This window comes from Lysobacter xanthus, assembly GCF_047159895.1.
This window is the reverse complement of the sequence record NZ_BAAGAB020000002.1, coordinates 55615-79741: the sequence shown is the minus strand read 5'-3', so window position 1 is coordinate 79741 and position 24127 is coordinate 55615. Positions and strand designations below refer to the sequence as shown.

General features: G+C 69.7%; 23 protein-coding genes. 18 read left to right on the top strand and 5 right to left on the bottom strand.

Going from position 1 to position 24127, the window contains the following annotated elements:
• Positions 1-66 precede the first annotated feature (66 nt).
• From ACY35P_RS01675 to ACY35P_RS01655, 5 genes are all read left to right on the top strand, one after another.
• Positions 67-1329, top strand: a complete 1263-nt coding sequence (locus ACY35P_RS01675; RefSeq protein ID WP_462114085.1) for an OmpA family protein — start codon at positions 67-69, stop codon at positions 1327-1329.
• Positions 1330-1571: 242 nt separating this feature from the next.
• Positions 1572-1790, top strand: coding sequence for a YdcH family protein (locus ACY35P_RS01670; protein ID WP_462114084.1), 219 nt, complete (start codon positions 1572-1574; stop codon positions 1788-1790).
• A 103-nt stretch (positions 1791-1893) separates the two neighbouring features.
• Entirely contained in the window at positions 1894-3270 is a 1377-nt protein-coding gene (locus ACY35P_RS01665; RefSeq protein WP_462114083.1) for a pyridoxal-phosphate dependent enzyme, read from the top strand.
• Complete coding sequence (locus ACY35P_RS01660; protein ID WP_462114082.1) at positions 3267-4193, top strand: 2OG-Fe(II) oxygenase family protein; 927 nt, start codon at positions 3267-3269, stop codon at positions 4191-4193. Before ACY35P_RS01665 ends, ACY35P_RS01660 begins: the two co-directional genes overlap by 4 nt.
• Before the next feature lie 62 nt (positions 4194-4255).
• Positions 4256-5428 carry a cystathionine gamma-synthase gene (locus ACY35P_RS01655; protein ID WP_462114081.1) on the top strand — a complete coding sequence of 391 codons (1173 nt, stop codon included), beginning with the start codon at positions 4256-4258 and terminating at the stop codon, positions 5426-5428.
• Here the strand turns inward: ACY35P_RS01655 and ACY35P_RS01650 are convergent.
• From ACY35P_RS01650 to ACY35P_RS01630, 5 genes are all read right to left on the bottom strand, one after another.
• Complete coding sequence (locus ACY35P_RS01650) at positions 5391-6170, bottom strand: sulfotransferase family protein (protein ID WP_462114080.1); 780 nt, start codon at positions 6168-6170, stop codon at positions 5391-5393. The genes ACY35P_RS01655 and ACY35P_RS01650 overlap by 38 nt on opposite strands.
• Positions 6167-6895, bottom strand: a complete 729-nt coding sequence (locus ACY35P_RS01645; RefSeq protein ID WP_462114079.1) for a hypothetical protein — start codon at positions 6893-6895, stop codon at positions 6167-6169. Before ACY35P_RS01645 ends, ACY35P_RS01650 begins: the two co-directional genes overlap by 4 nt.
• Before the next feature lie 110 nt (positions 6896-7005).
• Positions 7006-7923: a glycosyltransferase gene (locus ACY35P_RS01640; protein WP_462114078.1), complete on the bottom strand. Its 918-nt coding sequence runs from the start codon at positions 7921-7923 to the stop codon at positions 7006-7008.
• Positions 7923-9194, bottom strand: coding sequence for an ABC transporter ATP-binding protein (locus ACY35P_RS01635; RefSeq protein ID WP_462114077.1), 1272 nt, complete (start codon positions 9192-9194; stop codon positions 7923-7925). Before ACY35P_RS01635 ends, ACY35P_RS01640 begins: the two co-directional genes overlap by 1 nt.
• Before the next feature lie 238 nt (positions 9195-9432).
• Complete coding sequence (locus tag ACY35P_RS01630) at positions 9433-10935, bottom strand: hypothetical protein (protein WP_462114076.1); 1503 nt, start codon at positions 10933-10935, stop codon at positions 9433-9435.
• Between the two features lie 339 nt (positions 10936-11274).
• Here ACY35P_RS01630 and ACY35P_RS01625 point away from each other — a divergent pair, with 339 nt between their 5' ends.
• Genes ACY35P_RS01625 through ACY35P_RS01565 form a run of 13 tightly spaced genes read left to right on the top strand, consistent with a single transcriptional unit; the run spans position 11275 to position 24084 of the window.
• Positions 11275-12108 carry an ABC transporter permease gene (locus ACY35P_RS01625; RefSeq protein ID WP_462114075.1) on the top strand — a complete coding sequence of 278 codons (834 nt, stop codon included), beginning with the start codon at positions 11275-11277 and terminating at the stop codon, positions 12106-12108.
• On the top strand, positions 12098-13792 hold the full coding sequence (locus tag ACY35P_RS01620) for a GspE/PulE family protein (protein WP_462114074.1): 1695 nt from the start codon (positions 12098-12100) through the stop codon (positions 13790-13792). The genes ACY35P_RS01625 and ACY35P_RS01620 overlap by 11 nt, the downstream gene beginning before the upstream one ends.
• 1 nt (position 13793) lies before the next feature.
• Positions 13794-14993 carry a type II secretion system F family protein gene (locus tag ACY35P_RS01615; protein WP_462114073.1) on the top strand — a complete coding sequence of 400 codons (1200 nt, stop codon included), beginning with the start codon at positions 13794-13796 and terminating at the stop codon, positions 14991-14993.
• 10 nt (positions 14994-15003) lie between these two features.
• Positions 15004-15447, top strand: coding sequence for a type II secretion system major pseudopilin GspG (gene gspG, locus ACY35P_RS01610; protein WP_462114072.1), 444 nt, complete (start codon positions 15004-15006; stop codon positions 15445-15447).
• Positions 15416-15820, top strand: coding sequence for a pilus assembly FimT family protein (locus ACY35P_RS01605; protein WP_462114071.1), 405 nt, complete (start codon positions 15416-15418; stop codon positions 15818-15820). Before gspG ends, ACY35P_RS01605 begins: the two co-directional genes overlap by 32 nt.
• Entirely contained in the window at positions 15817-16242 is a 426-nt protein-coding gene (locus ACY35P_RS01600; protein ID WP_462114070.1) for a PulJ/GspJ family protein, read from the top strand. The genes ACY35P_RS01605 and ACY35P_RS01600 overlap by 4 nt, the downstream gene beginning before the upstream one ends.
• Positions 16239-16808: a type II secretion system protein gene (locus ACY35P_RS01595; RefSeq protein WP_462114069.1), complete on the top strand. Its 570-nt coding sequence runs from the start codon at positions 16239-16241 to the stop codon at positions 16806-16808. Before ACY35P_RS01600 ends, ACY35P_RS01595 begins: the two co-directional genes overlap by 4 nt.
• A gap of 29 nt (positions 16809-16837) precedes the next feature.
• Positions 16838-17875, top strand: coding sequence for a type II secretion system protein GspK (locus tag ACY35P_RS01590; RefSeq protein ID WP_462114068.1), 1038 nt, complete (start codon positions 16838-16840; stop codon positions 17873-17875).
• Entirely contained in the window at positions 17799-18869 is a 1071-nt protein-coding gene (locus tag ACY35P_RS01585) for a hypothetical protein (RefSeq protein WP_462114067.1), read from the top strand. Before ACY35P_RS01590 ends, ACY35P_RS01585 begins: the two co-directional genes overlap by 77 nt.
• Entirely contained in the window at positions 18866-19453 is a 588-nt protein-coding gene (locus ACY35P_RS01580) for a hypothetical protein (RefSeq protein ID WP_462114066.1), read from the top strand. The genes ACY35P_RS01585 and ACY35P_RS01580 overlap by 4 nt, the downstream gene beginning before the upstream one ends.
• Positions 19440-19961, top strand: a complete 522-nt coding sequence (locus tag ACY35P_RS01575; protein ID WP_462114065.1) for a hypothetical protein — start codon at positions 19440-19442, stop codon at positions 19959-19961. Before ACY35P_RS01580 ends, ACY35P_RS01575 begins: the two co-directional genes overlap by 14 nt.
• Positions 19958-22153 (top strand): secretin N-terminal domain-containing protein, encoded by a 2196-nt coding sequence (locus ACY35P_RS01570; RefSeq protein WP_462114064.1) that lies wholly within the window; start codon positions 19958-19960, stop codon positions 22151-22153. The genes ACY35P_RS01575 and ACY35P_RS01570 overlap by 4 nt, the downstream gene beginning before the upstream one ends.
• Positions 22150-24084: a hypothetical protein gene (locus tag ACY35P_RS01565; protein WP_462114063.1), complete on the top strand. Its 1935-nt coding sequence runs from the start codon at positions 22150-22152 to the stop codon at positions 24082-24084. Before ACY35P_RS01570 ends, ACY35P_RS01565 begins: the two co-directional genes overlap by 4 nt.
• Positions 24085-24127: the final 43 nt, after the last annotated feature.

The window sequence follows — 24127 nt, the reverse complement described above, 5'->3', positions numbered from 1 at the left end:
GTTTGCGCCGGTACAGCCGGCGTGGCCACAATGACCGCGCGTCCCCACGCCACGGTCCGGGTCCCCATGCGTCCAAGCTTCGCACACCTTCGCAGCGCGCTTCTTGCCCTCGTTCTCATTGCGACGGTGCCCGGATGCGCGAGCCTGCCACCCCCGACCGGGGAACTGGCGGCGGCGCAGCAGGCGCTGGCCCGCGCGGCCCAGGCCGATGCCGAGCAGTACGCCGGCGCGGAATTCGCAGGTGCTCGATCGTCCCTGTCGCAGGCGCAGGCCGCGATGTCGGCCGGTCGCGACGAGGAGGCGCGACGCCTCGCGCTGGTCGCCGCCGCCGACGCGGACCTCGCCTATGCGCGCAGCCGCGCCGCGAGCGCCGATGCGACGCACCTGCAGAAGCTGCGCGAGGTCGCCGAGCTGCAGCAGCGCCTGGGTCTCGACGCCGATCCCGCGGTCGCGGTGCCGCCGGCTCCTTCCGATGCCGCGGGCAACCTGGCCGCACGCCTGCAGGCGCTCGCCGCCGATGCGCGCCTGGCGGGGCTCGCGGACTACGAACGCTCCGTCGCAATGCAGTCGGTCACCGCGCTCGACACGCTCAAAGGCCGCAAGCGCGCGGAGGCCGAAGCCGTGGCCGAGCGCCGCGTGCGGGCCGCCGAGCTCGCGGTCTACGCGCAGGCCCTGCAGCGCGACAACGATCGCCTGGAGCGGACCTATTCGGAGCTGCAGCTGGAAGGCTCCCGCCGCGAGGCCGCCGCCGCGCGCGCCGAGGCCGAACGGCTGCGCATGGAAGCCCAGATGCGCGCCGAGGAAGCCGAGCGTCTGCGCGAGCAGGCCGCGGAGCAGGAGCAGGCGCGCCAGCAGGCCGAGCAGGCCCTCGAAGGCGCCACAACCCAGCAGGTCGCACGCGTGTCGGCGGCCCGCGACAAGGAACTCGCGCTCGCCCGCGAGGAAGCCGAACTGGTTGCCGGCGCGAAGCTGCCGCCTGTTCGACGCGACGCGCGCGGCGAGGTCTTCACCCTCGGCGGCGATGCCTTCCCCGCAGGCTCGTCCACGCTGACCGCCGCGGCCACAGCGAGCCTCAAGGCGCTCGCGCATTACGTCGACGTCTCGCGCGCCAGCGCGGTGCGGATCGACGGGTATACGGACAGCCAGGGCGACGCCGCGGCCAACCAGGCCCTTTCACAAAAGCGCGCGGAGGCGGTTCGCCGCGCTCTGGGCGGCAGCGTGCGGGCCGACGTCGCGGGCCGGGGCGCCGCCTCGCCCGTCGCCGACAACGCGACGGCCGCGGGACGTGCGAAGAACCGTCGCGTCGAGATCGTCCTCACGCAGAAATAGCAGGTTTTCCGCGCCCTTAACGCGTTCTTTCCGCCACCTTCAGGCATGTGACGACCGACCGTCGGCCGTGCCGGACCGCTGCTTGCCCGACCCCGGATGCGGGAGTAGGTTCGAGGTGGACGGGGTCGATCGACCCCGCCGGAACGCCGGGTCGCGAGCCGTCGGCACTGCAGGCGGGCACGTCCCGGTCATCACCGTCTCCGGCGGTCGTGCCGCCGGATGCAAGTGCTGAGGAGGTTTGCATGTTCGAAGAACGGTCCGCGAACGAGCTCGACTCGCTGCTGAAGTCCAATCCCGAATTCAAGCAGCTCTACCAGCAACACAAGGAACTCGACCGGCGCGTGATGAACGCCGAGCTCGGCATCAATCCCGTCGACGACCTCGAGCTCACGCGGATGAAGCGCGAGAAACTCGCCGCGAAGGACCGGCTGGTCCGCCTCGCAGGCACCGTGACGCACTGATCCGCCGCATCCCGCGCGCCGCCGCCGCAGCCCTGCGGTGGCGGCCGCCGGGCCACATCCCGGCCCGTAGAATGGCGCGATCTTCCGGCCCCACGGATCCGCCATGCCCGTCCACCAAACCGTCCTCGAGCTGATCGGCCGCACGCCGGTCGTCAAGGCGCAGCGCCTCGACACCGGTGTCTGCGAGCTCTACTTCAAGCTCGAAAGCCAGAACCCGGGCGGCTCCATCAAGGACCGCATCGGCCTCGCCATGATCGAGGCCGCCGAGAAGCGCGGCGAGATCAAGCCGGGCGACACGCTCGTCGAGGGCACCGCCGGCAACACCGGCATCGGCCTCGCGCTCGTCGCGCAGCAGAAGGGCTACCGGCTCATCCTCGTCGTGCCCGACAAGATGAGCCGCGAGAAGATCTTCAACCTCAAGGCGATGGGCGCGCAGGTCGTGCTCACGCGCAGCGACGTCGCCAAGGGCCATCCGGACTACTACCAGGACATGGCCGCGCGCATCGCGAGCGAGACGCCGGGCGCCTACTTCATCAACCAGTTCGGCAATGCCGACAACCCGGCGGCGCACGAGTTCGGCACGGGTCCCGAGATCCTCGCGCAGATGGCGGAGGTAGGCGGACTCGATGCCATCGTCTTCGGCTGCGGCAGCTCCGGCACGATGACCGGCCTGTCGCGCTGCTTCGCCGATAAATCGCCGGGCACCGAGCTGATCCTCGCCGATCCCGTCGGCTCGATCCTCGAGGAATACATCAATCGCGGCACGCTTTCGGAGAAGAGCGGCAGCTGGATGGTCGAAGGCATCGGCGAGGACTTCCTGCCGGGCATCTCCGACTTCTCGCGCGTCAAGAAGGCGTACGCGATCGGCGACAAGGAGAGCTTCCTCACCGCGCGCGAACTGCTGGAGAAGGAGGGCATCCTCGGCGGCTCGTCGACCGGCACGCTGCTCGCCGCCGCGCTGCGCTACTGCCGCGAGCAGACCACGCCGAAAAAGGTGCTCGTCTTCGTCTGCGACACGGGCAACAAGTACCTGTCGAAGATGTACAACGACTACTGGATGCTCGACAACGGCTTCATCGAGCGCGAGCAGCACGGCGACCTGCGCGACCTCATCCTGCGCCCGTACTCGCAGCGCGACACAGTGGTGGTCGGACCGAAAGACCTGCTGGTCACCGCCTACCAGCGCATGAAGCTCTACGACGTCTCCCAGCTGCCGGTCGTGGACGGCGACGACCTCGTCGGCATGGTCGACGAATCGGACGTGCTGCTGCACGTCTACGGCGACGAGCAGCGCTTCCGCGATCCGGTATCGACCGCGATGGTCAGCAAGCTCGACAAGGTCGACGTGCGCTCGCCGATCGAGGCGCTGCTGCCGGTGTTCGACCGCGGCCACGTGGCGATCGTCACCGACGGTGCGCAGTTCCTCGGCCTGATCACGCGCATCGACCTGCTCAACTACCTGCGTCGCCGCGTGCAGTGACGACGTTCGCGCTGCCGCCGACCGCGCAGCCCGGCGATCGGGTGCCGGACGTGCGGCTGCGCTTCGCGGATGGCGAGTCGGTCCGCCTGCACAAGGCCTATGGCGGGCGGCCGATGTTCATCGCGGTACCCGGAGACGGCGCGGAGCCGTTGCCCGACGTCGACGGCGTCGATGCGCTCTGCGTGGCGCCCGTACAACCCGAGGCCCCCGCCGGCTGGCGCACGGCGACCGCCGATGCCGAGTGGTGCGCGCTGTTCGCGCCTGGCGTGGTCGAGCTCGACGCGAACTTCCGCGTAGTGAGGGTGCAAGTCGACCCCCGGCAGCGCCCCGCGCACCCCACTGCTCCATCCTTGGAGGCGGGCGCCACTGCCGCCTGCGCGCCCGTGCTGCAGATCCGCGACGTCCTCGAGCCTGCGTTGTGCCGTGCGTTGATCGCGCACCTCACCGACGCCTGCGGCGGCGGTGAGCCATCGCGCGTGCTCGTTCTCGAGGGCGACCGGGCCATCCCACGCCTGGACGCAGGCATCAAGCAGCGCCGCGAGAGTCCGATCCGCGACCCGGCGCTCGAGGCGGCGGTGCAGGCGCGACTGGCACGTCGGGTGATGCCCGAACTCGCCCGCGTGTTCCAGTTCGCCGCCAGCCGGCGGGATCCGTTCAAGCTGCTGGCGTATGCGGAAGCGGCCGGCTACTTCCGCGCGCATCGCGACAACGACACGCCCGACGTCGCCTACCGACGCTTCGCCATCTCGGTGAACCTCGACACCGAGGCTTACGCCGGCGGCGACTTCCGCTTTCCCGAGTTCGGCCCGCATCGTTATGCGCCGGCGACGGGCGGTGCGCTCGTCTTTTCGTGTTCGCTGCTGCACGAGGTTCTTCCCGTGGAACGCGGTGTCCGGCACGCGTTGACGACGTTCGTGGCGTGACGCGGGGCCCGCGCGGGACGCGGTGCTAGACTCGCCCGCGACGCTTCGAGGCTGGATTCCGCATGCATTCCGACGATTCGCGCACGCCCGGTCTGGGCACGCTCGCCATCCACGCCGGCCAGTCGCCGGATCCCAGCACCGGCGCGGTGATGACGCCGATCTACGCGACGTCGACGTACGTGCAGTCGAGCCCCGGCGAGCACCAGGGCTTCGAGTACTCGCGCAGCCACAATCCGACCCGCTTCGCCTACGAGCGTTGCGTCGCGGCGCTGGAAGGCGGCACCCGCGGCTTCGCGTTCGCCTCGGGCCTGGCGGCGACGTCGACGATCCTCGAGCTGCTCGACACCGGCAGCCACGTCATCGCGATGGACGACGTCTACGGCGGCACCTACCGCCTGTTCGAGCGCGTGCGCCGGCGCAGCGCGGGGCTCGACTTCAGCTGGGTCGACCTGACCAATCCGGCGGCGTTCGAGGCCGCGATCCGCCCCGAGACGAAGATGGTCTGGATCGAGACGCCGACCAATCCGCTGCTCAAGCTGGTCGACATCGCGGCCATCGCCGCGATCGCACGCGCGCGGGGCCTGATCGTCGTCGTCGACAACACCTTCAGCTCCCCGATCCTGCAGCGCCCGCTGTCGCTCGGCGCGCACATCGTCATGCATTCGGCGACCAAGTACCTCAACGGGCATTCCGACATGGTCGGTGGCATGGCGATCGTCGGCGACGACGAGGGCCTCGCCGAGCAGATGACCTTCCTGCAGAACGCCGTCGGCGGCGTGCAGGGCCCGTTCGACAGCTTCCTCGCGCTGCGCGGCCTGAAGACGCTGCACCTGCGGATGAAGGCGCACTGCGAGAACGCCATGGCGCTCGCGGAATGGCTGCAGTCGCATCCGGCGATCGAGCGCGTGATCTACCCGGGCCTTGCGTCGCATCCGCAGCACGACCTCGCCAAGCGCCAGATGGACGGGTTCGGCGGGATGGTGACGATCTTCGTGAAGGGTGGGCTGGACGCCGCGAAGCGCTTCTGCGAGCGGACCGAGCTGTTCGCGCTCGCCGAGTCGCTGGGCGGCGTGGAGAGCCTCGTCAACCACCCGTCGATCATGACGCACGCCTCGGTGCCGCCGGAGCGGCGCGCACAGCTCGGCCTGTTCGACAACCTCGTGCGCCTGAGTGTCGGCGTCGAGGATGTCGAGGATCTCAAGGCGGACCTGTCACGGGCTCTCGGGACCGCTTGAAACGGATGCCGTAGCGACGCGCCAGGCGGCGCGTTGCACGTGTGAGCAGCAGTCGGGCCGACACGCGGGCGAATGCACCGGGGGGCGCGTACTCGCCCGAAAAGACGTGTTCGGGATGGGGCGCGACCGGAGGTGGCGGCACGCCGAGGAAGCTGCAGATCCGCGTCACGACGTCAGCGGGCGAGTGCCTCAGATCCTCGCTTGAAACGACGAGGACCTGCGATGCGGGGAAACGCGCGTACAGCGCGTCCAACTGATCGACATACCGGCCGCGCCGCAGGTAACTGTGCGTGCGCAGTGGGGAGGCGTCGCTGAAGTCGTCACGATGGCCCGCCAATCGCAGGGGTTCCAGCCAGAAGGCCGCAGCCATGGGCCATCGCTCGAGGCCGCGCCGCCGCTCCATGTGGTACTGCGAGATCGCCCGCTCGACGGGATCGCGCAGCAGCACGATCCAGCGCATGTCCGGGTTGTAGCGCGCAACGCGGTCCATGAGCCGGGGATGGAAGACGTAGATCGGCGTGGCGTCCCCGTGCATCGCGTCAGGATCCGCGTCGAAGTGTGCCGCGAAGCGATCGTCGACCTCCCGGGCGCTGCAGGCATCGTCGAAGTCGGGCGCATCGAAGACATGCGCTTCCTTGTCGCGGGGAAGCCGCAATGCCGGATGGCGCGAAAGGTAGCGCGCCAGCGCCGTCGTTCCGGCTTTCTGCACACCTCCGATCAGGAAGCGAACGCGGGGTTTCATCCGCCGGCGATTCCGTTCCGGGCGCCGGCCACGCGAGCAAGCTCGTCGCGGTCGTACCAGCGCGTCCAGGCGCCCTCGTGCTCGAGCAATGCGTCGACCGTGCGCGGGTCCCGTTCGAGCGGGTAGTCCCTACTTGCGTTTCGGCTTTCCAGCTGCGGACAAATTCGCGGCACCAAGCCGGTGGCCGCGTACAGGGCCGCGCCGCTGCTCGCGACGATGTCTTCGTAACGAAGCACGCGCTCGGGGGGCAGCGTCGCGAAGCGGGCGAAAAACCAGTCCATGAGGATCAGCTGCCGCTCGCCTTCGGTAGCGCACGCGTCCAGTCGGGCCTGCAACGAGGGGTCGAGGCGCTCACCCGCCGGCGCGCGCCCGCGGCTCACCGGCAGGTCCAGCGACCACCACGATCCGAGGGCGGCCACGGGATTCCGCACGACCGCATACGTTTCGAAACGGCTTGCGAGTTCCGGAAGCAACGCCGCGAAGGCTGCGTTGTGCTTGACGACCATCGTGAAATCCGGGGACGGTCGTGGCACCTCGATCCAGCCGGGGGCGACCAGCGGCGTGCGGCGTCCGAGCGCATCGGGCGGCCCGAACGGGTTGTCGGGCACGATGCCGCCCGCGTGTTTGCTGGCCGCGCGGCCGTCGCGCAGGAGACCCTCCCGCGTCCGGCTGAAGAACGTCGCGATCTCCACGAGCGCCGGCGCCTCGTCGGTCGGCAGCGTCATGACGTCCATCGGTTCGAAGAGACTCACCGTGTCGACGCAGTCGCCCAGCAGCCGACAGGCCAAGGTGGTCCCGCCCCGTGGCAAACCGGTCAATGCGAGCTGTCGCCCCATCACGACGTCCACAGCTCGTCGAGCCGGTCCAGGACGGCGTGGACGGCGGAACGCTCGCGTGCGACGGAGAATCGCGCCGCGGTCTGGCGCCCTGCACGGGCGAGCTGCGCGCGCCGCTGCGGATCGTCCAGGTCGCGCACGGCATCGACCAGCGCCTCCAGTTCCAGGGCGGGCGCCAGTGCGTTGGTCCCGTGATCCAGGTAATCGCGGTTCCCCACGCAGTCGGGGATCACCGCGGCGACGCCCAGGGCCATTGCCTCCAGGCCCGGCAGGAAGAATCCCTCCGCGTCGAACGGCAGCATGACGGCGCGCTCCGCATCGGCGAGGCGACCGAGGAAGGAGGCCCGGTCGGTCCACGCGATCGCAAGGTCGACATCGCGCCCATCAGCGCGCAACCGTTCCGCGAGCGCAGCGCCGAGTTGCGGTTGTTTGGCCGCCGCGATGAAGATCCGTCCGGGAACCGACGCTTTGCGCGGAAGCCCGGGCAGCTCGAGGCCTGCCTCGATCGTGATGACGGGTCCGTTGACGCGGCCCGTCGCGATGATTGCGTCCGCGACGGGACGACTCACGCAGACGCGGACCGCGCGGCGCGACAGGAAGTTGAAAAGCGGTTCCGCCGGGTCTGCATGACGCACGCCCTGCACCAGGTTCAGCACGGGGCGCCCGGGTCGGTCGTCCGGAACCGAGGACCAGTCCGAGCCGGCGAGCAGGAGCACGTCCGCCTGCTCGGGCCGCCACGCGCTTGCGACATCGACGCCGGTGCGACGCCACGGATTGTCGGCGTCGACGCTGCCTTCGGTGAAGTAGATCCGGGCGGCGAACTCAGGGTGCGCATCGACGTGCCCGAAGTAGTCGAACACCTTTCCGTGGCCGCCGCTGTAACCCCGGAAGTCGCGATGGAACCAGACTTCGCGCATCACTCGACGTCGATGGTCATCGGAACCGGGAACAGGCCGGTGAACATGGCGCGACAGTCATCGACGATTTCGAACGACAGTGAACCCTCCTGGCGCGACAGGACGGTCGTCTGGTCGAGCGTCGGCGCGTCTACGACACGCGTGCGAATGCGATAGATCCCTTGCTGGAAGATGGCGTCCAGGTGCACGCGCACTTTCCGGTCAGCCGCGTCGCCCGTGGTCGCCGGCAAGGCGATGCGTCGGCCGGTCAATTGCAGCCCCTTGCCGTCCATGACGTCCACGATCAGGGCGGGATGCAGCAGCGCGGGGCCGAGGCGCAGTTTGAATTCGATTTCGAGCGGATCCCCGTGGCGCAGCGTCGCGTGGCGCGTGCCGTTGACGCTGGCCTCGCTCACCCGCGCGCTCTCGCTGCCGTACCCGTCCTCGAGGCGTTCGATGCGCGCTTCCCGGTGGTTCTGGGACTGCGCGATCGCGCACCGATGGATCCGCAGGAGGTATTCCGTGATGACCTCGTCGGGTAGGCCTTCCATGACGATTCGACCGCGTTCGAGCAGCATTGCCCGATGGCAGAATGCCTTGACGGCGTTCAGGTCATGCCCGACGAACAGCAGCGTCGTGCCCTGCGCGAGGATCTCTTCGATCTTCGCCATTGCCTTGGCCTGGAAGGCGGCGTCGCCGACCGCGAGTGCCTCGTCGACGATCAGGATGTCGGGCTGGGTGTGCACGAGGACGGCGAAGGCGAGCCTCACCACCATGCCGGAACTGTAGGTCTTCACCGGTTCGTCGACGTAGTCGCCGATGTCCGCGAACGCGATGATGTCGGCAAGGCGCGCTTCGATATAGGCGCGGTCGAGGCCGAGGATGGCCGCGTTGATCTGGATGTTCTCGCGCCCGCTCAACTCCGGATTGAACCCCGAACCGAGCTCGAGCAGGGCGGCCACGCGGCCGTGCACGCGAATGCCTCCGGAAGTCGGCGGCAGCACGCCGGCGACGATCTGAAGCAGGGTGCTCTTGCCGCTGCCGTTGAGGCCGACGATGCCGAGCGCCTCGCCCCGCGCCAGTTCGAAGCTGACGTCCGACAGCGCTTCATGCACGTGCACGCGGTTCCGCGCATGCGCCTGGATCCGTGCGCCAAGTGATGCGGAGAAAAACGAGGTCAGGCGCCCGACGCGGTGCAGCGCGGGCGCGGTGAGGCGGGCCGCGGGACTGGGCCACATGCGGTACGTCTTGCCGATGCGCTCGACCAGGAGTGCGGGAGGCGCGTTCGACATCATTCGTCCGGCGGGGAAAACGGCCGCATTGTAAGCCGTGGGCCGAGGTCGGCGACGGCGGTCGCGGCGCCGGACGTTGGTCCGTGGCGTGCTTCTGCGACACGCATGGCAGCGTTCTTGGGCCTGGATCGGGTGGCGCGTCCACCTGAACATCCCGGCGACGCCCCACGGGGGCGTCAAACAGACAAAAAAAGAGGGCGGCCGAAGCCGCCCTCCCGGTGCTGCTACCGCGACCCGATTACGGGGTCGGCGGGGTGTAGCCTTCGAACGTGTCGTTGATCAGCTGCTCGCCACGGCTGTCGGCGTCGGTCAGGTTGGTGACCGTGCCGTCCGTCGCGTTGCGGTTCAGGCTCTGCACCGCCATGCCGGCGAACTCACCGGTGACGAACAGGCGCCACTTGCCAGCGCCGTCGCCCAGCGAACCCGTCAGACCCTTGGCGGCATTGCCGGCCTCGAGGTCGTCGGAGTTGACCTGCATCGACTTCAGCGCGCCGAGGTTGAAGCTGATCGGACCACGCTTCACGCCGTTGTCGTCGATACCGACGATCGTGACGCGGCCAGCCGTGTTGCTCTGGTTGATCACGCGAACGAACGACTGCGCGGTCGAGTTACCGGCCGGGTTGACGTTGTACACGCGGACGACCGAGCCGTTGTACTGCAGCGGCAGCAGCGAGCAGGCGTTGCCCGTGACAACCGGGGTGCCGGTACGCGTGAACGCGGTGCGGACCGAGACGGCCGTGGCGTCGATCACCGTCGTGTTGCCAGCCGCGACCGTGCCGCAGAGGAACAGCGTGGTGCCAGTGGCGGTGACGCCGGCCTGGGTGCCCGTGTACGTGAACGTCGCGGTGTTGGTCGCGGCGTTGTACGTCTCGGTGGTCGTGATCGGCGTCGCGCAGTTCGAGGTCGACGACAGGAACAGGTCGTTGCCCGCCGCGTAGAAGGCACCGAAGTTGCCCGACACGGTCGAGGTGAACGAGTCCGTACCCGTGTAGCTGAACGAGCCGAACGCCGGGTCCTTCGTGATCTTCACCGAGCCGAGGTTGATCGAGCCCGAATCCAGCAGGCCGATCTCGCCGGTCGAGGAGAAGTACGTCTTCGACGGATGGGTCGGGCTCTGGCCGACGTCGATGCGCTTCGTGGTCTCGCCGACGGTCGCGTCGCAGCCCAGGACGACCGGGTTGCCCGACTCCAGCACGGCGCTCGTATCGGTGCCGATGGAGTTGGCGCCGACCGGGTCGATGAAGTTCATCTGGACGCGGACCTGGTTACCGGCGGTCTGCAGGTTCGTCAGGTTCGTGAGCTTCAGGCCGTCGATACCGACGATTTCGCCCGGCACGATGCCCGGGACCGGCGAGACGCTCGGCGGCTGGACGTTGAAGACGACGAAGGTGTCGCCGGCGTTGCCGCCCGCGGCGATCGTGACGGTCCAGCCGGCCGGCAGGTTGTCACCCGCCAGGTTGGCGTCGCCCGCGAAGGCGCCGGCGGCGAACTTCGCGCCGTCGAGCAGCGAGAGGCGGACGTTGAAGCCGGAGGTGCGGCCGAGGATGAAGTCACCCGGCTCGACGATCGCCTGCACTTCCTGCGTCATCGTCACGACCGAGCTCGCGCTGGTGATGTCGGCGGTCGCGATCTTTTCCGGGGTCTTGTCGCCCGCGGTGTACAGCAGGTAGGCGCCGGCCGTACCGGCCATGCCCAGGCCGGCCACGAGGGCGACGGCGAGGGCGTTCTTCTTGATGGACATTTTTTTGTAGCTCCTGTCAGGAATTTTGAATCGTTCGTACACAGCCCGAACCTGGTTGCCCGCAATCGCCTGGTACCAGGAGGCTATCGCCTGGCAACCAGTTGTCTCAGGCCTGGATGTCAGGTCGAAGACAAGCGGGGGGCCTCTCCCGCTTCTCTCCGCTCCCGGAGACGCTCCAGCTGTGCCGCGCGAAGTTAACCCAGCGTTTAGGTAACGTCAACGCGTTCAGGCTGAACCGTTCCTTGACAACCAAGGTGCATTCGCCGCCATCCCGCGTGACGAATGAGTCGAGGCGAGCAGACTTACACTGTGGATTCACCTTAGCGGAAGGACGCCTTTTTGGAACGGATCACCCTGGCGGCGTCCCCGCCCGCCCGGCGGCCCCCGGGCTTCTGGCGCCATCGCGACCTGATCCTCGTCCTGACCCGGCGCGAACTCTCCGGACGCTACCGCGGCTCGGCGCTCGGCTATTTCTGGGCCGTGGCCACGCCGCTGCTCATGCTGGGGGTGTACACGCTGGTCTTCGGCGTGGTGCTGCCGGCCCGCTGGCCGACTGCCGCGCAGGACGGCGGCATGGCCGGGTTCGCACTCCGGCTGCTCGGTGGCCTGCTCCTGCACAGTTTTCTGGCGGAGTCGCTCAGCCGGGCGCCGCTCGTGGTGGTCTCGCAACCCAATTATGTGACGAAAGTGGTGTTCCCCCTCGAGGTGCTGGGCTGGGTCGACGTCCTAGCCGCCGGTTTCCACACCGCCGTGGGAATCGCCCTTCTCGTCGTGGTGAACGCGATCTGGGGAGCGGGCCTCGACCCGTCGCAGCTTGCGTTGCCCCTCATCCTGCTGCCCCTGGCGGCTGCGGTGCTCGGTCTGGTCTGGATCCTGGCCGCCTTGGGCGTCTACGTGCGCGATCTCGCCCAGGCGATCGGCCCCATGCTGATGATGCTGATGTTCCTGGGCCCCGTCTTCTATCCCCGAAGCGCGATGCCGGCCCGGATGCAGGACTGGCTCTTGCTGAATCCGGTGACGATTCCGATCGAGCAGGCCCGGCGCGTCCTGTTCGACCACGCGTGGCCCGACTGGGGCATGCTGGCGGGCTACATGCTGGCGTCCGTGTTGCTCTTCGTGGCCGGCCGCCGCGTATTCCATGTCCTGAGAAGCGGATTCGCGGATGTCCTCTGAACTCGCCGAGCCTTCCTTCCGTCGACTCGGCGAGCTGCTGCTCGACGGCCAGCTGGCCGCGGAGGCGGACATCGAGCGGGCGTTGGCCTTGCAGGAACAACTCGGAGGCCGGCTCGGCAGCGTGCTGACCCGGCTCGGGGCCCTGAGCGAGGACAATCTGCTCCAGGTGCTGTCCAGCCAGCTGGGCCTGCCGGTCCTCGGGCAGGACGTGCCGCTCCCCGACGTGGCCGCCGTGCGCTCGACCGCCGCCTTGGTCCCGGCCGGCCTGGACTGGTCCCTGGATCAGCAGGTCCTGCTCTGGATCGACGACGCGGGCGTGCTCTGGTGCGGCTCGCGCGATCCGATCCAGCCCTCGCTCGCGGACGGGCTTCGGCATGCCTTTCCCGGGCGGCCGGCCCGGCTCGCGTTGTGCCGCGCGCAGGATCTCGAGCGACTGCTCGATGCGGTGGCCCGGTCGGCGGCCGAGGAGACGTCCGCCGGCACCGACGTGGACCACCTCCGCGAGATGGCGGAGGAGGCGCCCGTCGTCGAATTGGTCAACAACCTGCTTGCCCAAGCGGTCGAACAACGGGCGTCCGATATCCATCTGGAGCCGCAGGAGCGCGAGTTCGCGGTGCGCTTCCGCATCGACGGCGTGCTGCACACCCGGCTGAACCTGCCGCGGCAGCGGTACGATGCGGTCGCATCGCGCCTCAAGCTGATCTCCGGAATGGACATCGCCGAGCGCCGCCTTCCGCAGGACGGCCGCCTGTCGGCCCGCGTCGGCGGGCAGGAGATGGACGTGCGCATGTCCGCGTTGCCGGGGGTCCACGGTGAATCGATCGTGATGCGCCTGCTGCCCAAGGAACGCCGGGAGCTCGGACTGGAGCGGCTCGGTTTCGAGGCGGACCACCTCGCGCTGCTGCAGGAGTGGACGGCGGAGGCGCACGGCATCGTGCTCGTTACGGGTCCGACCGGTTCCGGCAAGTCGACGACGCTCTATGGCGCGCTCGCAGCGGCAAACGATGGACTGAAGAAGATCATCACCGTCGAGGATCCCGTCGAGTTCCAGATCCCGGGCATCACCCAGGTGCAGGCGCACTCGGACATCGGCCTCAGCTTTGCGAACGCGTTGCGATCGATCCTTCGACAGGATCCCGACGTGATCATGATCGGCGAGATCCGCGACCTCGAGACCGCAGAGATCGCCGTGCAAGCGGCGCTCACCGGCCACCTCGTGCTGTCGACGCTGCATACGAACGATGCGATCAGCGCGTTCACGCGCCTGATCGACATGGGGGTCGAGCCGTTCCTCGTCGCGACGCCGGTGCGCGCGGTCCAGGCGCAACGACTCGTGCGTCGCCTGTGCCGGGCATGCGCCCGACCGGCGACGATGGGGCGCGCGATCGAACTCGAGGCCACGGCGCTTGCCGCGAAGGTGCTTCCCGGACTTGCGGCCGACTGGCGCGAGCCCGTGGGCTGTGCGGCCTGCATGGGAACCGGCTACCGGGGCCGAATGGGCATCTATGAAATGGTGCCGGTGACGGAGGCGATGCAGGACCTCATCGTCGGGCGCGCCAGCGTGAACGAGATGAAGGCCCTCGCGCGTTCGCAGGGACATCGTTCGCTGCGGGACGACGGCCTGTTGAAGGCGTGGCGCGGCGAGACCACGCTCGAGGAAGTGTTGAGGGTGACGGGGACCTGACGTGAGGCGTTTCGCGTACCAGGCCATCAACAGCGAAGGCCGCCCCATCGAAGGCGTCCTGCGCGCGCCGAGCGACCGGGCCGCCGCCCGCCAGCTCGAGCGGCGGGGGCTCACCGTGGTGGCGGTCGACGAGGACGGCGCGGCCACCGGCGCTCGCGGGCGACCGCGCGCGCTCGGTCGCGAAGACGTGATGCTCGCGCTGCAGGAACTGGCGACCATGCTGCAGTCGGGCGTGCCGATCGCGGAATCGGTGCAGTCGCAGTCGCTGTCGTCCGCCCACCCGCGTATCCGCGAGGCGTTCGCGGGGATGTCGCGCGAACTGCAGCGGGGCCAGGCTTTCTCGGCGGCGCTCGGGCGCAGCGGATTGCCGCTGCCCGAGTACGTAGGACAGCTGGCGCGTGCCGGCGAGATGACCGGCGAGCTCGGGCGCGCGCTCGCGGACGCGACGGCGCAGATGGACTACGAGCACCGGCTTCGCGCGGAGATGCGCAATGCGATGATCTATCCGACTGTCCTCGTCGGTGCGGGCGCGCTGGCGGTGTCCATCATGTTCGTGTTCGTCGTGCCCAAGTTCGCGATGTTGCTCAAGCGTGCCGACGACCTGCCATTCCTCGCCTGGGCCGTGCTGGGCACGGGCGTCTGGTTCCGTGCGCATTACCTGCTCGCGCTCGGCGGGCTGGCCGTCGCGATCGGCGGCGCCGTGTTCGCCTCGCGCAACGGCGCGGTCCGCGAGCGCGCGCTGGACACCGCGGCGCGCCTGCCCGTGGTCGGGCCATGGATCGTCGAGTCGGACACGGCGCGCTGGGCGAAGGTCCTGGCCGCGCTGCTCGGCAACCGGGTTCCGCTCCTGCGGGCGCTCGAACTCGCGCGTGGTGGCGTCGCGATTCCGGGCCGGCGTGCCCGCTTCGACGAGGTCGCCCGCGCGGTCCGGGGTGGCAGTGGCCTCGCCGACGCGCTGGAGGACCACGAAGTCCTCAACGCGACCGCCTACAACCTCGTGCGCGTGGGTGAAAAGTCCGGGCGCCTGGCCGCCATGCTCGCCTCGCTCGCCAAGCTCTACGAGGAATCCGGCCGCGGTCGGATGAAGCGCGTGCTGATCCTGATGGAGCCGGCCGCGATCCTCGTGATCGGCTCCGTGGTCGGCACCATCATCCTCGGCGTCATCCTCGCCATCACCAGCGCCAACGATCTCGCCATCTGAAGAGGCTTCCATGAAAGTGTCCCGCGCCGCCCGCCAGTCCGGCTTCACCCTGCTCGAGATGATCGTCGTGCTGGTCATCATCGGTTTGATCATGGGCCTCGTCGGGCCGCGCCTGTTCGGGCAGGCCGAAAAAGCCAAGGTGCAGACCGCGAACACGCAGGTGAAGATGCTCGGCGGCGCCGTGCAGACACTGCGGCTCGACATCGGGCGCCTGCCCACCAAGGACGAGGGCCTGAAGCTTCTGGTCGAGCGTCCCGCCGAGCCCAAGGCCGCGCGCATGTGGGCGGGTCCGTACCTGGAGGAAGGGCTGCCGGACGATCCGTGGGGCAATGCCTACCAGTACGAGCCGACCGCGAGCGGGGCCAAGGCCTTTTCCCTGTGGTCGTACGGTGCGGACGCGAAGCCGGGCGGAGAGGGCAACGATGCCGACGTCGGCAACCTGCCCACGCGCTGAGGTTCGCGGGTTCACCCTGCTCGAGCTCGTGGTCGTCCTGACGATCATGGGCCTCGCCGCTGCCATGGCGGCGCCGAGCCTGTTTCGCAGCATCGAAAGCTGGCGCGCGCGCGACGCCGTCGAGGCGCTGCGCGACCAGATGCACGGACTGCCCGCGAAGGCGCGCTCCAGCGGACGGTCCATCGTGCTCGGCGAAACGAAGGACCCGCCTCCGTTCGACGTGCAACCGGGCTGGACCGTCGCGATTCCCCGGCCGTGGACGGTGCGCGCCAACGGCTACTGCGAAGGCGGCGAGGTCGCGTTGTCGCAAGGTGCCCGCACGTGGACGCTCCGGGCCAGCGCGCCATTCTGCGACGTCGAGGCGCTGCCGTGACCCGACGTCGCGCGCACGGCTTCACGCTGCTGGAAGCGATCGTCGCGATGGTGATCTTCAGCCTCGGCGCGGTCGCCCTGTACGGGTGGCTCGCCACCAACATCAGGACCCTGGACCGCGTGCAGGCCAGTCGCGACCGCGCGGCCGTGACCACGGCCGCCCTCGACGTCGTACGGCGCGTCAACCCGATGCAGAACCCCACCGGCGGCCGTGACGCCGGCGACCTGCGCGTGGAGTGGGCGTCCCGCGCCCTCCAGCCGCCGAAGCGGGCCGTGACGCAAGTGGGCGTGGTGACGCCGTTTCTGGTCGGCCTGTACGAGCTGCGGGTCCGCGTGCTGCGCCGGGGCACCGAAGTGGAAGTCTTCGACGTCCGGCAGGTCGGCTATCGCGACGTGGGCGGCAACGTGGAGGACGACGAGTGAATCGTCGCGCCCGCGGGTTCACGCTGATGGAGAGCCTCGTCGTCCTCGTGATCGTCTCGCTCACCACGGCGGCGATGTTCCAGATGCTGGGGACCTACCGGATCGCACGGGAGCGCGTGGCCGCGCAGGCCGCCGGCATCGATCGCGGCGCCCTCGTGCAGGCGTGGTTTACCGACAGCATCCACGGTCTGCTGGCCGTCGAATCCGCTCCCGCGCGCGGCACCTCCGAGAAGCTCGCGGTCACCACGCTCAATCCGCTCTTCGGGACGCCGGGTGCCCCCGCGGACGTCGTCTGGGAGATCGTTCGCGAACGCGACGGCTGGGCGTTGCGCTATACCGAGGACGGGAAGCCGCGCTGGACGGCACCGCTGGAGGCGACGGACGCGCCGCGATTCGCCTACTACGCCGCCGATGGCAGCATGTCCGCGCAGTGGCCTCCGGGGGTCGGCGAGCAGACGCCGCTGCCCGCATCGGTCGCGCTGGTCCGCGACGCGCATGTCGATGTCGCGTCGGTCTTGGGACCGCTCGAGCCGAGGCGCGACATCTCCGAGATGGAACAGGAATGAGGACGCCGACGCGCCGGCCGGAGGGCTTCGTGCTGGTCCTGGTACTCGGGATCCTGGTGATCCTGTCATTGCTGGCATCCGGCGTCGCCTTGACCGCGGGCCGGCTGCGGGACGAGGAATTGGCCCGGCAGGACGAGCTCCGTGACGCGCGCGACATGGCCGACACGCGCGCGACCGTGACCTATCTGATGCTCACGCAGAGGCGCACCTTCGGCGGTCTGACCGTGGACGCGCGCGTCGCACTGAGCGAGGACGAGCGCGTCGGCGCGGGCGACGGCGAGGAGCCGACGTCCCTGATGCCGAACGGAAACGAGATCACGCTGGACGGTACGGCGTATGCCGGGGTCGGCGACGTCCGCTTCGCCCTGCAGGACGATCGCGGGCGCCTGCCCGTGAACTGGGTGCCGGCCCTGTTGATCGGGCGGTATCTCGCCACGAAGGACGCGGCGGACACGTCGGCGACCACGCTGGTGAGCCTGCTCGCCGACTATCAGGACACGGACGACATGTACCGCCTCAACAGCGCCGAAAAGGAAAGGTATCTAAGCGAAGGGCGGCGCCCGCCCACGAATCGCACGCTGCTCACGCCGCTCGAGCTGCGCCGGGTGATCGGCTGGGACAAGGCGCTGGCGGGCCGCGACGATGCCACACTAGTCCGTACGCTCACGACCGTCCGTTCGGCCTCCCTCAACGTGAACACCGCGGCGCCCGAAGCGCTGCAGGCCATCCCGGGCGTCGATGCGGACGCGGCGCGGCGCATCGTGGACGCCCGCCGGCTCCGGCCGTTCACGTCGCTCGCGGCGGTGTACCAGGTGCTGGGCACGGTGCCGGGCGATGAGGGACTGCTGTCCCTGTATCCTATGGACTCCGGCACCCTGGCGCTTTCGTCGCCACGGGGAGGGGCCACCCGTGTACTGCACTGGACGCTGACCCCGTTCGATCGGGGCGGTCGGCCCTGGCGCGAGGACTACGAATTTGCGCTTCCAACAGATGATCGAGCGGGCGAGGGCGTGGTCCGCGCAAGCCCGGCGAAGATTTTCACCCGGTCGGAAGCTCCGGCGCCTTGACGGCGTCGCGTCGCTGCGCCCGGGCAACGGGATCCCGGACTGGGTGGTCGCCCGTGGATGGTGTGCCTACACCGTGCTCGACGGCGGCGGCGTTCCCCCGGCGCGGCGGAAGGCGTTCGCGCTCGGCCAGGCGCGTCGATGGGTGCCGTTTTCCGATCCGGCATTCCACGTCGAATGGATCGGCGATCGCGCGATGGTCTGGGCATGGTCGCTCGCCGCTGTGCTCGCGCCCGCGCGCGACGCCGACGAGCGCGCACCGCGACGCATGCTCCCGGAGTCCCTCTATCGCGGAAGCGCGCTTGCGACCGGCGCCGAGCTCGTCGCGATGGACGAGGGCGTCGAGGCGCGCGCGTGGCGCGACGGCGTGCTGCTGGCCAGCACATGGTGGCCCGCGGCTCCGGACCTCGTCGTCTGGAACGGGTTTCGCCGGGGTGCCGGGCTGCCGGCGACCCACGAAGTACCGACTCCGCAGGCGGCTCCGCTGGACGATGCGGGCTGGGCGCGCCGCGCGGCGGGCGGTTCCGTCGATTTCGGTCGGTATCGCACGACGCTCGTGCCGGTCGCCCTGGGGCTGGCCGTTGCGGTGCTGTGCGCGCCTGTCGGTTCGACCCTGCGCATCCTGGCGGAGCGCGCGCGGATCGACCGCGCCATCGCGCGGCAGGATGCTCTCGTCCACGACATTCGCGTCGCGCGCGAAGCCGCCGAGCGCGATTCCGCCGTCGCCGGCCAGCTGCTCGCCCTGCGCCCTCCCGCCGGCCAGGTCCGGTTGCTGTCGGCGCTCGTGCAGGGTCTGCCCGCGGGCTGGAAGCTGCTCGAATGGCGGATGCCGGACCCGAGCTCGCTTGAGGCCGTGGTCCAGATTCCCTCCGGCGACCCGCGCGCGCTCGTGCGTACCCTCGAAGGCTCGCCGGCACTGGAAGCCGTCAGCGTCAACATCGGGCAGCGGCCCGACGAGATGGTGATCAAGGCGACCGTCGCGGGAGACGGATCGTGAGCGCGTTGTCGGGTCCGTTCGATGGCCTCGTCCGCCAGTTGCGCGCGAACCCGCGCCTGCGCGTTGCCGTCGCATTGATCGGCCTGCTCGTTGGGGTCTACGCGCTGCTCGCGCTCGTCGACCTGCGCGCGCACGTCGCGGCCGACTACGCCGAGCGCGTTGCGGATATGCGCAGCCTGCGTGCCCTCGCCGGACAGCCGGAATGGCTCGATCGCGCACAGGCGGCGTCGCGACTGCGCAAGGGACTCGAGGCCCAGATCGGGCAGGTGGCCACCGTGGGCATCGCGGAAGCCGAGGTCCAGGCGTGGGCGCGCGACCGCGCGGCCGCGGTCGGCGGGCAGGCGCAGGTCAGCGCGCAGGCCCCGGCGGAAGTCGAGGGCACCGCCGGGCTCTGGCGCGTGCCGGTCGTCGTCTCGGGCACGGCCGATCCGGCCCAGGTGGTGCAGCTGATGCATGCGATCGACTCGTCGGCGCGCTTGGCGGTCGTCGAACAGGCCAGCGTCCTCAATCGTGAGAACCGGACGTTCTCGCTGACCGTGGCGTTCTACTACCGCATCCAGGGAGCCTCCGATGTGGCGCCCTGACATCTTCAACCGCCACCGCATGCCCGCCGCCCTCGCGGCGGGTGCGGTGCTTGGCCTCGCAGCCGGTGCGCTGTTTCCACCGCCGGCCGCCACGGCGCGCGTCACCCCGCGCCACGGGTGGCGCGTGCCGGGCGTCGAGGCGGTCGCGCGCGTCGACGAGGCGGAGTTCGCGCGGGTGCGGTCGGCGCCCATCTGGGGGGCGACAGCCGCCGGCGGCGACACCGTTAAGGCGGCGTCGTGGAGACTTGTCGGTATCATGAATATTCCCCAGCCCGTTGCCCTGGTCAGTGCCGGCAGCGGCCCCGAGGTGCTGCAGCTCAAGGTCGGCGATCCCTTGCCCGACGGGAGCGCGCTTCGCTCCGTCGACCCGAACGGCCTGACCTTCGTCCGCGACGGCTGCGCCTTCGAACGAACCCTGTACTCGGCGACGGACTCGCCAATCGACGGCTCGTGTGCCGCCTCCCAGCCCGCGGCAGCGGCCAAGACTCCGGATCAGCCTGCGAAATGAAAACCCTGCGCTATGTTCCCGTCGTAGGCGCGCTCGTGCTCGCCTCCTGCGCCCAGCCCGTGCGCGTCGACGTGCCGCCTCCCGTGGAGTCGCCTCGCAAGGACGTGGCGGCGCCGGCCGACGTCGCCCTGATCGGCGAGCCCGGCCGCCGTCCGACGAGCCTGCAGCAGTCGCAGACGCCCGAGCCGCCCAGTGGCGGCCCGGCAATTTCGGGCGTCACCGCGACCATGGGCACGCCGCCGCTGCGCGGCGATCCGATCAACGTCAACATCGAGGCCGTTCCCGTCCCGACGTTCATCAACGAGTTCTTCGGCAACGTGCTGAAGGTGTCGTTCCAGATGGATCCGGCGGTCGCGAAGATGAGCGACCTCATCACGTTGCGCACCTCGGGACCGCAGTCGCCGCAGAATTTCTACAGGCTCGCCACGCGCGTGCTGCAGACCTACGGCGTCTCCACGTCGTACGAGGGTGGGCGGCTGTTCTTCACCCAGGGCGCCAAGGGCACCGCGTTCGAGCCGCCGCTGGTCATGAGCGGGCGGGCACTGCCCGACGTGCCGGTCTCGCACCGCCCGGTGTTCCAGCTCATCGAGCTGCAGTCGGTGCGCACCTCCGACGTCAACCAGTGGCTGCGCACCGCGTTCAAGACGGATGCGCTCGAGATCCAGGACGACCTCAACCGCAATGCGGTCGTCCTGTACGGTCGGCCCGACATCGTCGCCCAGGCCGCTGCCGCGATCCGCGTTCTCGATCGCCCGTACATGCGAGGGCGTGTCAGCACGCGCCTGGAACCCGCGTTCGTGTCCGCCGACGAACTCGGCCGACGTCTCGTCGACGTCCTCACCGCCGAAGGCTACGGCGCATCGCTGCACACGGGTGCGGGCGTGGTGCAGAGTGCTTCGGTGATCGTGCTGCCGATCGCCTCGGCGAACACCGTGGTGGTCTTCGCCGCGGAGCGTGCGGTGCTCGACCACGCGATCGAATGGGCGCAGACGATCGATCGCCCGAACCCCACGGCCAGCGGCAACAGCCTCTTCTACTACCAGGTACAGAACACGCGTGCCGAGGACATCGTCGCCACGCTGGGCGGCGTGCGCAATGCCGCGAGCAATGCGGCCGCGGCACAGTCGGTGTCCGGACAGACGATCACCGCCGGTGCACCCGCGCCGACCGCGACGACGGCCGTTGCGCCGGGCGCGAGTGGCGGCGCCGCGGTGGCCGGCGCCGCGCAGCTGGTGCTCGACGCGCCGCGTAACGCGATCATCTTCCAGGGGACCGCGGCGGAATGGTCGCGACTTCTGCCGCTCGTCAAGCAGATGGACCGCGCCGCGCGGCAGGTGATGATCGAGGTGACCATCGCCGAGGTCACGCTGAACAACGATCAGGAATTCGGCGTGAGCTGGCTCGCGAGGAATGCCGATCTCGGGCGTTTCAACGGCACGATCACGTCCGGCACGCTCGGAGGCACGAACAGCGGTGGGACCGGAAGCACGTCCAACGCGTTCAGTGGCCTCACCTACCTGCTCGACGTGGCCGGGCAGGCGCGCGCCCAGTTGCGCGCCTACGCGGAGGACAACCGCCTGAGCATCCTGTCCACGCCGCGCCTGATGGTGAAGAGCGGCGAAGAGGCGAGCATCGACGTCGGCACCGAAGTGCCGACCGTGACCACGCAGACCGCGTCGGTCCAGCAGACCAATGGAAACTCCAACCTGCTGCAGTCGATCGAGTACCGCAAGACCGGCATCATCCTGAACATCCAGCCGATCGTGTACTCCGACAACCGGATCGATCTGAAGGTGCGGCAGGAAGTCAGCGAGGCCTTGCCGCTCGGCGCGAACGACGTCGTGAAGTCGCCCTCGATCTTCAATCGTTCCGTCAGCACCAACCTCAGCCTTCGCGACGGCAGCGCGATCCTGATCGGCGGCCTCATGTCGAACCGGCAGAACACGGGCAGCGGTGGCGTCCCGTTTCTGAAGGACGTCCCCGTCGTCGGCAACCTGTTCAAGACGCAGACGCGCGGCAGGACGCGGACCGAGCTCGTCCTGATGATCGTCCCGTACATCGTCGAGTCGGACATGCAGGCCGCGGCGCTCACGCAGTCCATCGGCGATCGCCTCGACCTGATCGAACTGCCGACGCGCCCCGGCGCGCCCGTGGTGCCCAAGCCGCTGCCGGCGCGGCCGAAGGGGCAATGAACTCGCGCGCCGAGGCGTCGGGGCGCCGCCCCGCTGTCGTGGCGTCGCGCGCGCTGCTCGTGCTGGGCATGCACCGGTCGGGCACTTCGGCCGTGGCCGGGGCGCTCGCGCGCTGCGGCGTTGCGCTCGGGGACCGGCTGATCGAAGGCGCGCCGGACAATCCGGGCGGCTACTTCGAACACGCCGATGCCGTGCTGGCCGACGAACGCGTGCTGCTCGAACTGGGCCGCGCGTGGGACGACGTCCGCCCGATGCCGATCGACTGGCTCGACTCCGCGCCGGCGCAGGCGGCGGCTGCAGCGATCCGGTCGACGGTGGTGTCGCCCCTGTGCCGCGAGCGCCTGTGGGCGCTCAAGGATCCGCGCATGTGCCGGCTGTTGCCGCTGTGGCGACGCACGCTCGAAGCAGAGGGTGTCGAACCCCTCGGGCTTCTGGTCCTGCGCCATCCGGACGAGGTCGCGCAGTCGCTGCGGACGCGCGATGCCATGCATGCGCGAACCGCGAACATGCTGTGGCTTCGCCACGTCCTCGAAGCGGCCCGTGACGCCCCGGAGCGCACCGAGACGCTGACCTACGACGCGTTCCTCGTCGACCCCGCGGCGTGTCTGGGCCGCGTCACGCGGGGCCTGGGGCTCGACCTTACCGTCGACCCCAACGCCCTCGGCGCGTTCGTCGATCGTGGTGCGCGGCACCACACGGTCGAGGGCGCCACCGCGCGCGATGCGATCCATGCGCTCGCGCTGGACACGCACCGGGCACTGGCGGAATCGTCGTGGCGCGAATCCCTGCCCGGCTTGCTCGAGCGGTTGGAGGCCGTCGTGGATGCAGACGCCCCGTGGGTCGACGCGCTCGGCGCCGCCGCCTTCGGCGCGGAACGCCGTCGCGGTGCGGCGATCGATGCACGATTGAGCGCGGAGCGCCGTGCGGAACAGCTGCAGGCCGCCGTGGATCGCGCATCGGCGATTGCGATCGAGCGCGCCGGCGAACTCGCCGCGCTCGACCTGCGAAACCGCGATCTGCAGGACGCCCTCGGACGTGCGGAGTCTCTGGTCACCCAGCAGTCGCAGGCATCGAAGGAGCTCGACAGGCGCCTCGGCGACGCGCTCGCCGGCCTCGCACGCGCCGAGTCGCTCGTCGCTCGGGAGTCGGAGGTATCGGCGGAGCTCGACAGGCGCCTCGGCGACGCTCTCGCCGGCCTCGCACGCGCCGAGTCGCTCGTCGCTCGGGAGTCGGAGGTATCGGCGGAGCTCGACAGGCGCCTCGGCGACGCTCTCGCCGGCCTCGCACGCGCCGAGTCGCTCGTCGCTCGGGAGTCGGAGGCATCGGCGGAGCTCGACAGGCGACTGGGCGACGCGCTCGCCGGCCTCGCCCGCGCCGAGTCACTGGTGGCCGCGCAGGGGCTGGAGCTCCGCGTCGCGGAGGACCGCCTGAAAGCTGCCGACGCCGGGCTTGCCAAGGCGGAGTCGCTCGCTCGCGAGCGCGCCAACGAAGTCGTTTCGCTGAACGCGCGCGTCGCGGAAGCCGAGCGCGCTCTGCGCGCCGCCGAGTCGCTGGTCGATTCGCATGCAGCGCAGGCGAGTGCGCTGGAAGTGGCCAAGGCGCATGCGGAGGCGATCGCCCAGGAGCGGATGATCGCGCTCGGAGACCTCGAGCAAGCCAAGTCCGCGGCGGAGCGGTTTGCCCACGAGCGGCTCCAGCGGATCCATGAGCTGGCGGCCGCCCGGGACGCGGCGGACGACCTGGCGCTTCGGCGGCTCGAACTGGCGGAATCGCTTCAGGCCGAACTCGACGTGCGGTCGCGTCGCATCGATGAGCTCGGCGCGCTCGTGTCGAGGCTCGAGATCGACAGCCGCGAGCTCGAGCGAATCCGTGGCTCGCGATGGTGGCCTGTTTTCGCACGGCTGATCGGTGTCGGACCAATCGATGTCTAGGCACCTTGCGATCGACGCGCTTACCGTGCGCAATCGTCGTGTC

Excerpts from the sequence above, each read along its gene's own strand:
- ACY35P_RS01645 (WP_462114079.1), bottom strand. The coding sequence starts at position 6,895 with ATGACGCTGCCGACCGACGAGGCGCCGGCGCTCGTGGAGATCGCGACG.
- ACY35P_RS01655 (WP_462114081.1), top strand. The coding sequence starts at position 4,256 with ATGCATTCCGACGATTCGCGCACGCCCGGTCTGGGCACGCTCGCCATC.
- ACY35P_RS01575 (WP_462114065.1), top strand. The coding sequence starts at position 19,440 with ATGTGGCGCCCTGACATCTTCAACCGCCACCGCATGCCCGCCGCCCTC.
- ACY35P_RS01570 (WP_462114064.1), top strand. The coding sequence starts at position 19,958 with ATGAAAACCCTGCGCTATGTTCCCGTCGTAGGCGCGCTCGTGCTCGCC.
- ACY35P_RS01640 (WP_462114078.1), bottom strand. The coding sequence starts at position 7,923 with ATGCGCGAAGTCTGGTTCCATCGCGACTTCCGGGGTTACAGCGGCGGC.
- ACY35P_RS01635 (WP_462114077.1), bottom strand. The coding sequence starts at position 9,194 with ATGTCGAACGCGCCTCCCGCACTCCTGGTCGAGCGCATCGGCAAGACG.
- ACY35P_RS01565 (WP_462114063.1), top strand. The coding sequence starts at position 22,150 with ATGAACTCGCGCGCCGAGGCGTCGGGGCGCCGCCCCGCTGTCGTGGCG.
- ACY35P_RS01670 (WP_462114084.1), top strand. The coding sequence starts at position 1,572 with ATGTTCGAAGAACGGTCCGCGAACGAGCTCGACTCGCTGCTGAAGTCC.
- ACY35P_RS01650 (WP_462114080.1), bottom strand. The coding sequence starts at position 6,170 with ATGAAACCCCGCGTTCGCTTCCTGATCGGAGGTGTGCAGAAAGCCGGA.
- gspG (WP_462114072.1), top strand. The coding sequence starts at position 15,004 with ATGAAAGTGTCCCGCGCCGCCCGCCAGTCCGGCTTCACCCTGCTCGAG.
- ACY35P_RS01585 (WP_462114067.1), top strand. The coding sequence starts at position 17,799 with ATGATCGAGCGGGCGAGGGCGTGGTCCGCGCAAGCCCGGCGAAGATTT.
- ACY35P_RS01630 (WP_462114076.1), bottom strand. The coding sequence starts at position 10,935 with ATGTCCATCAAGAAGAACGCCCTCGCCGTCGCCCTCGTGGCCGGCCTG.
- ACY35P_RS01605 (WP_462114071.1), top strand. The coding sequence starts at position 15,416 with ATGCCGACGTCGGCAACCTGCCCACGCGCTGAGGTTCGCGGGTTCACC.
- ACY35P_RS01620 (WP_462114074.1), top strand. The coding sequence starts at position 12,098 with ATGTCCTCTGAACTCGCCGAGCCTTCCTTCCGTCGACTCGGCGAGCTG.
- ACY35P_RS01675 (WP_462114085.1), top strand. The coding sequence starts at position 67 with ATGCGTCCAAGCTTCGCACACCTTCGCAGCGCGCTTCTTGCCCTCGTT.
- ACY35P_RS01665 (WP_462114083.1), top strand. The coding sequence starts at position 1,894 with ATGCCCGTCCACCAAACCGTCCTCGAGCTGATCGGCCGCACGCCGGTC.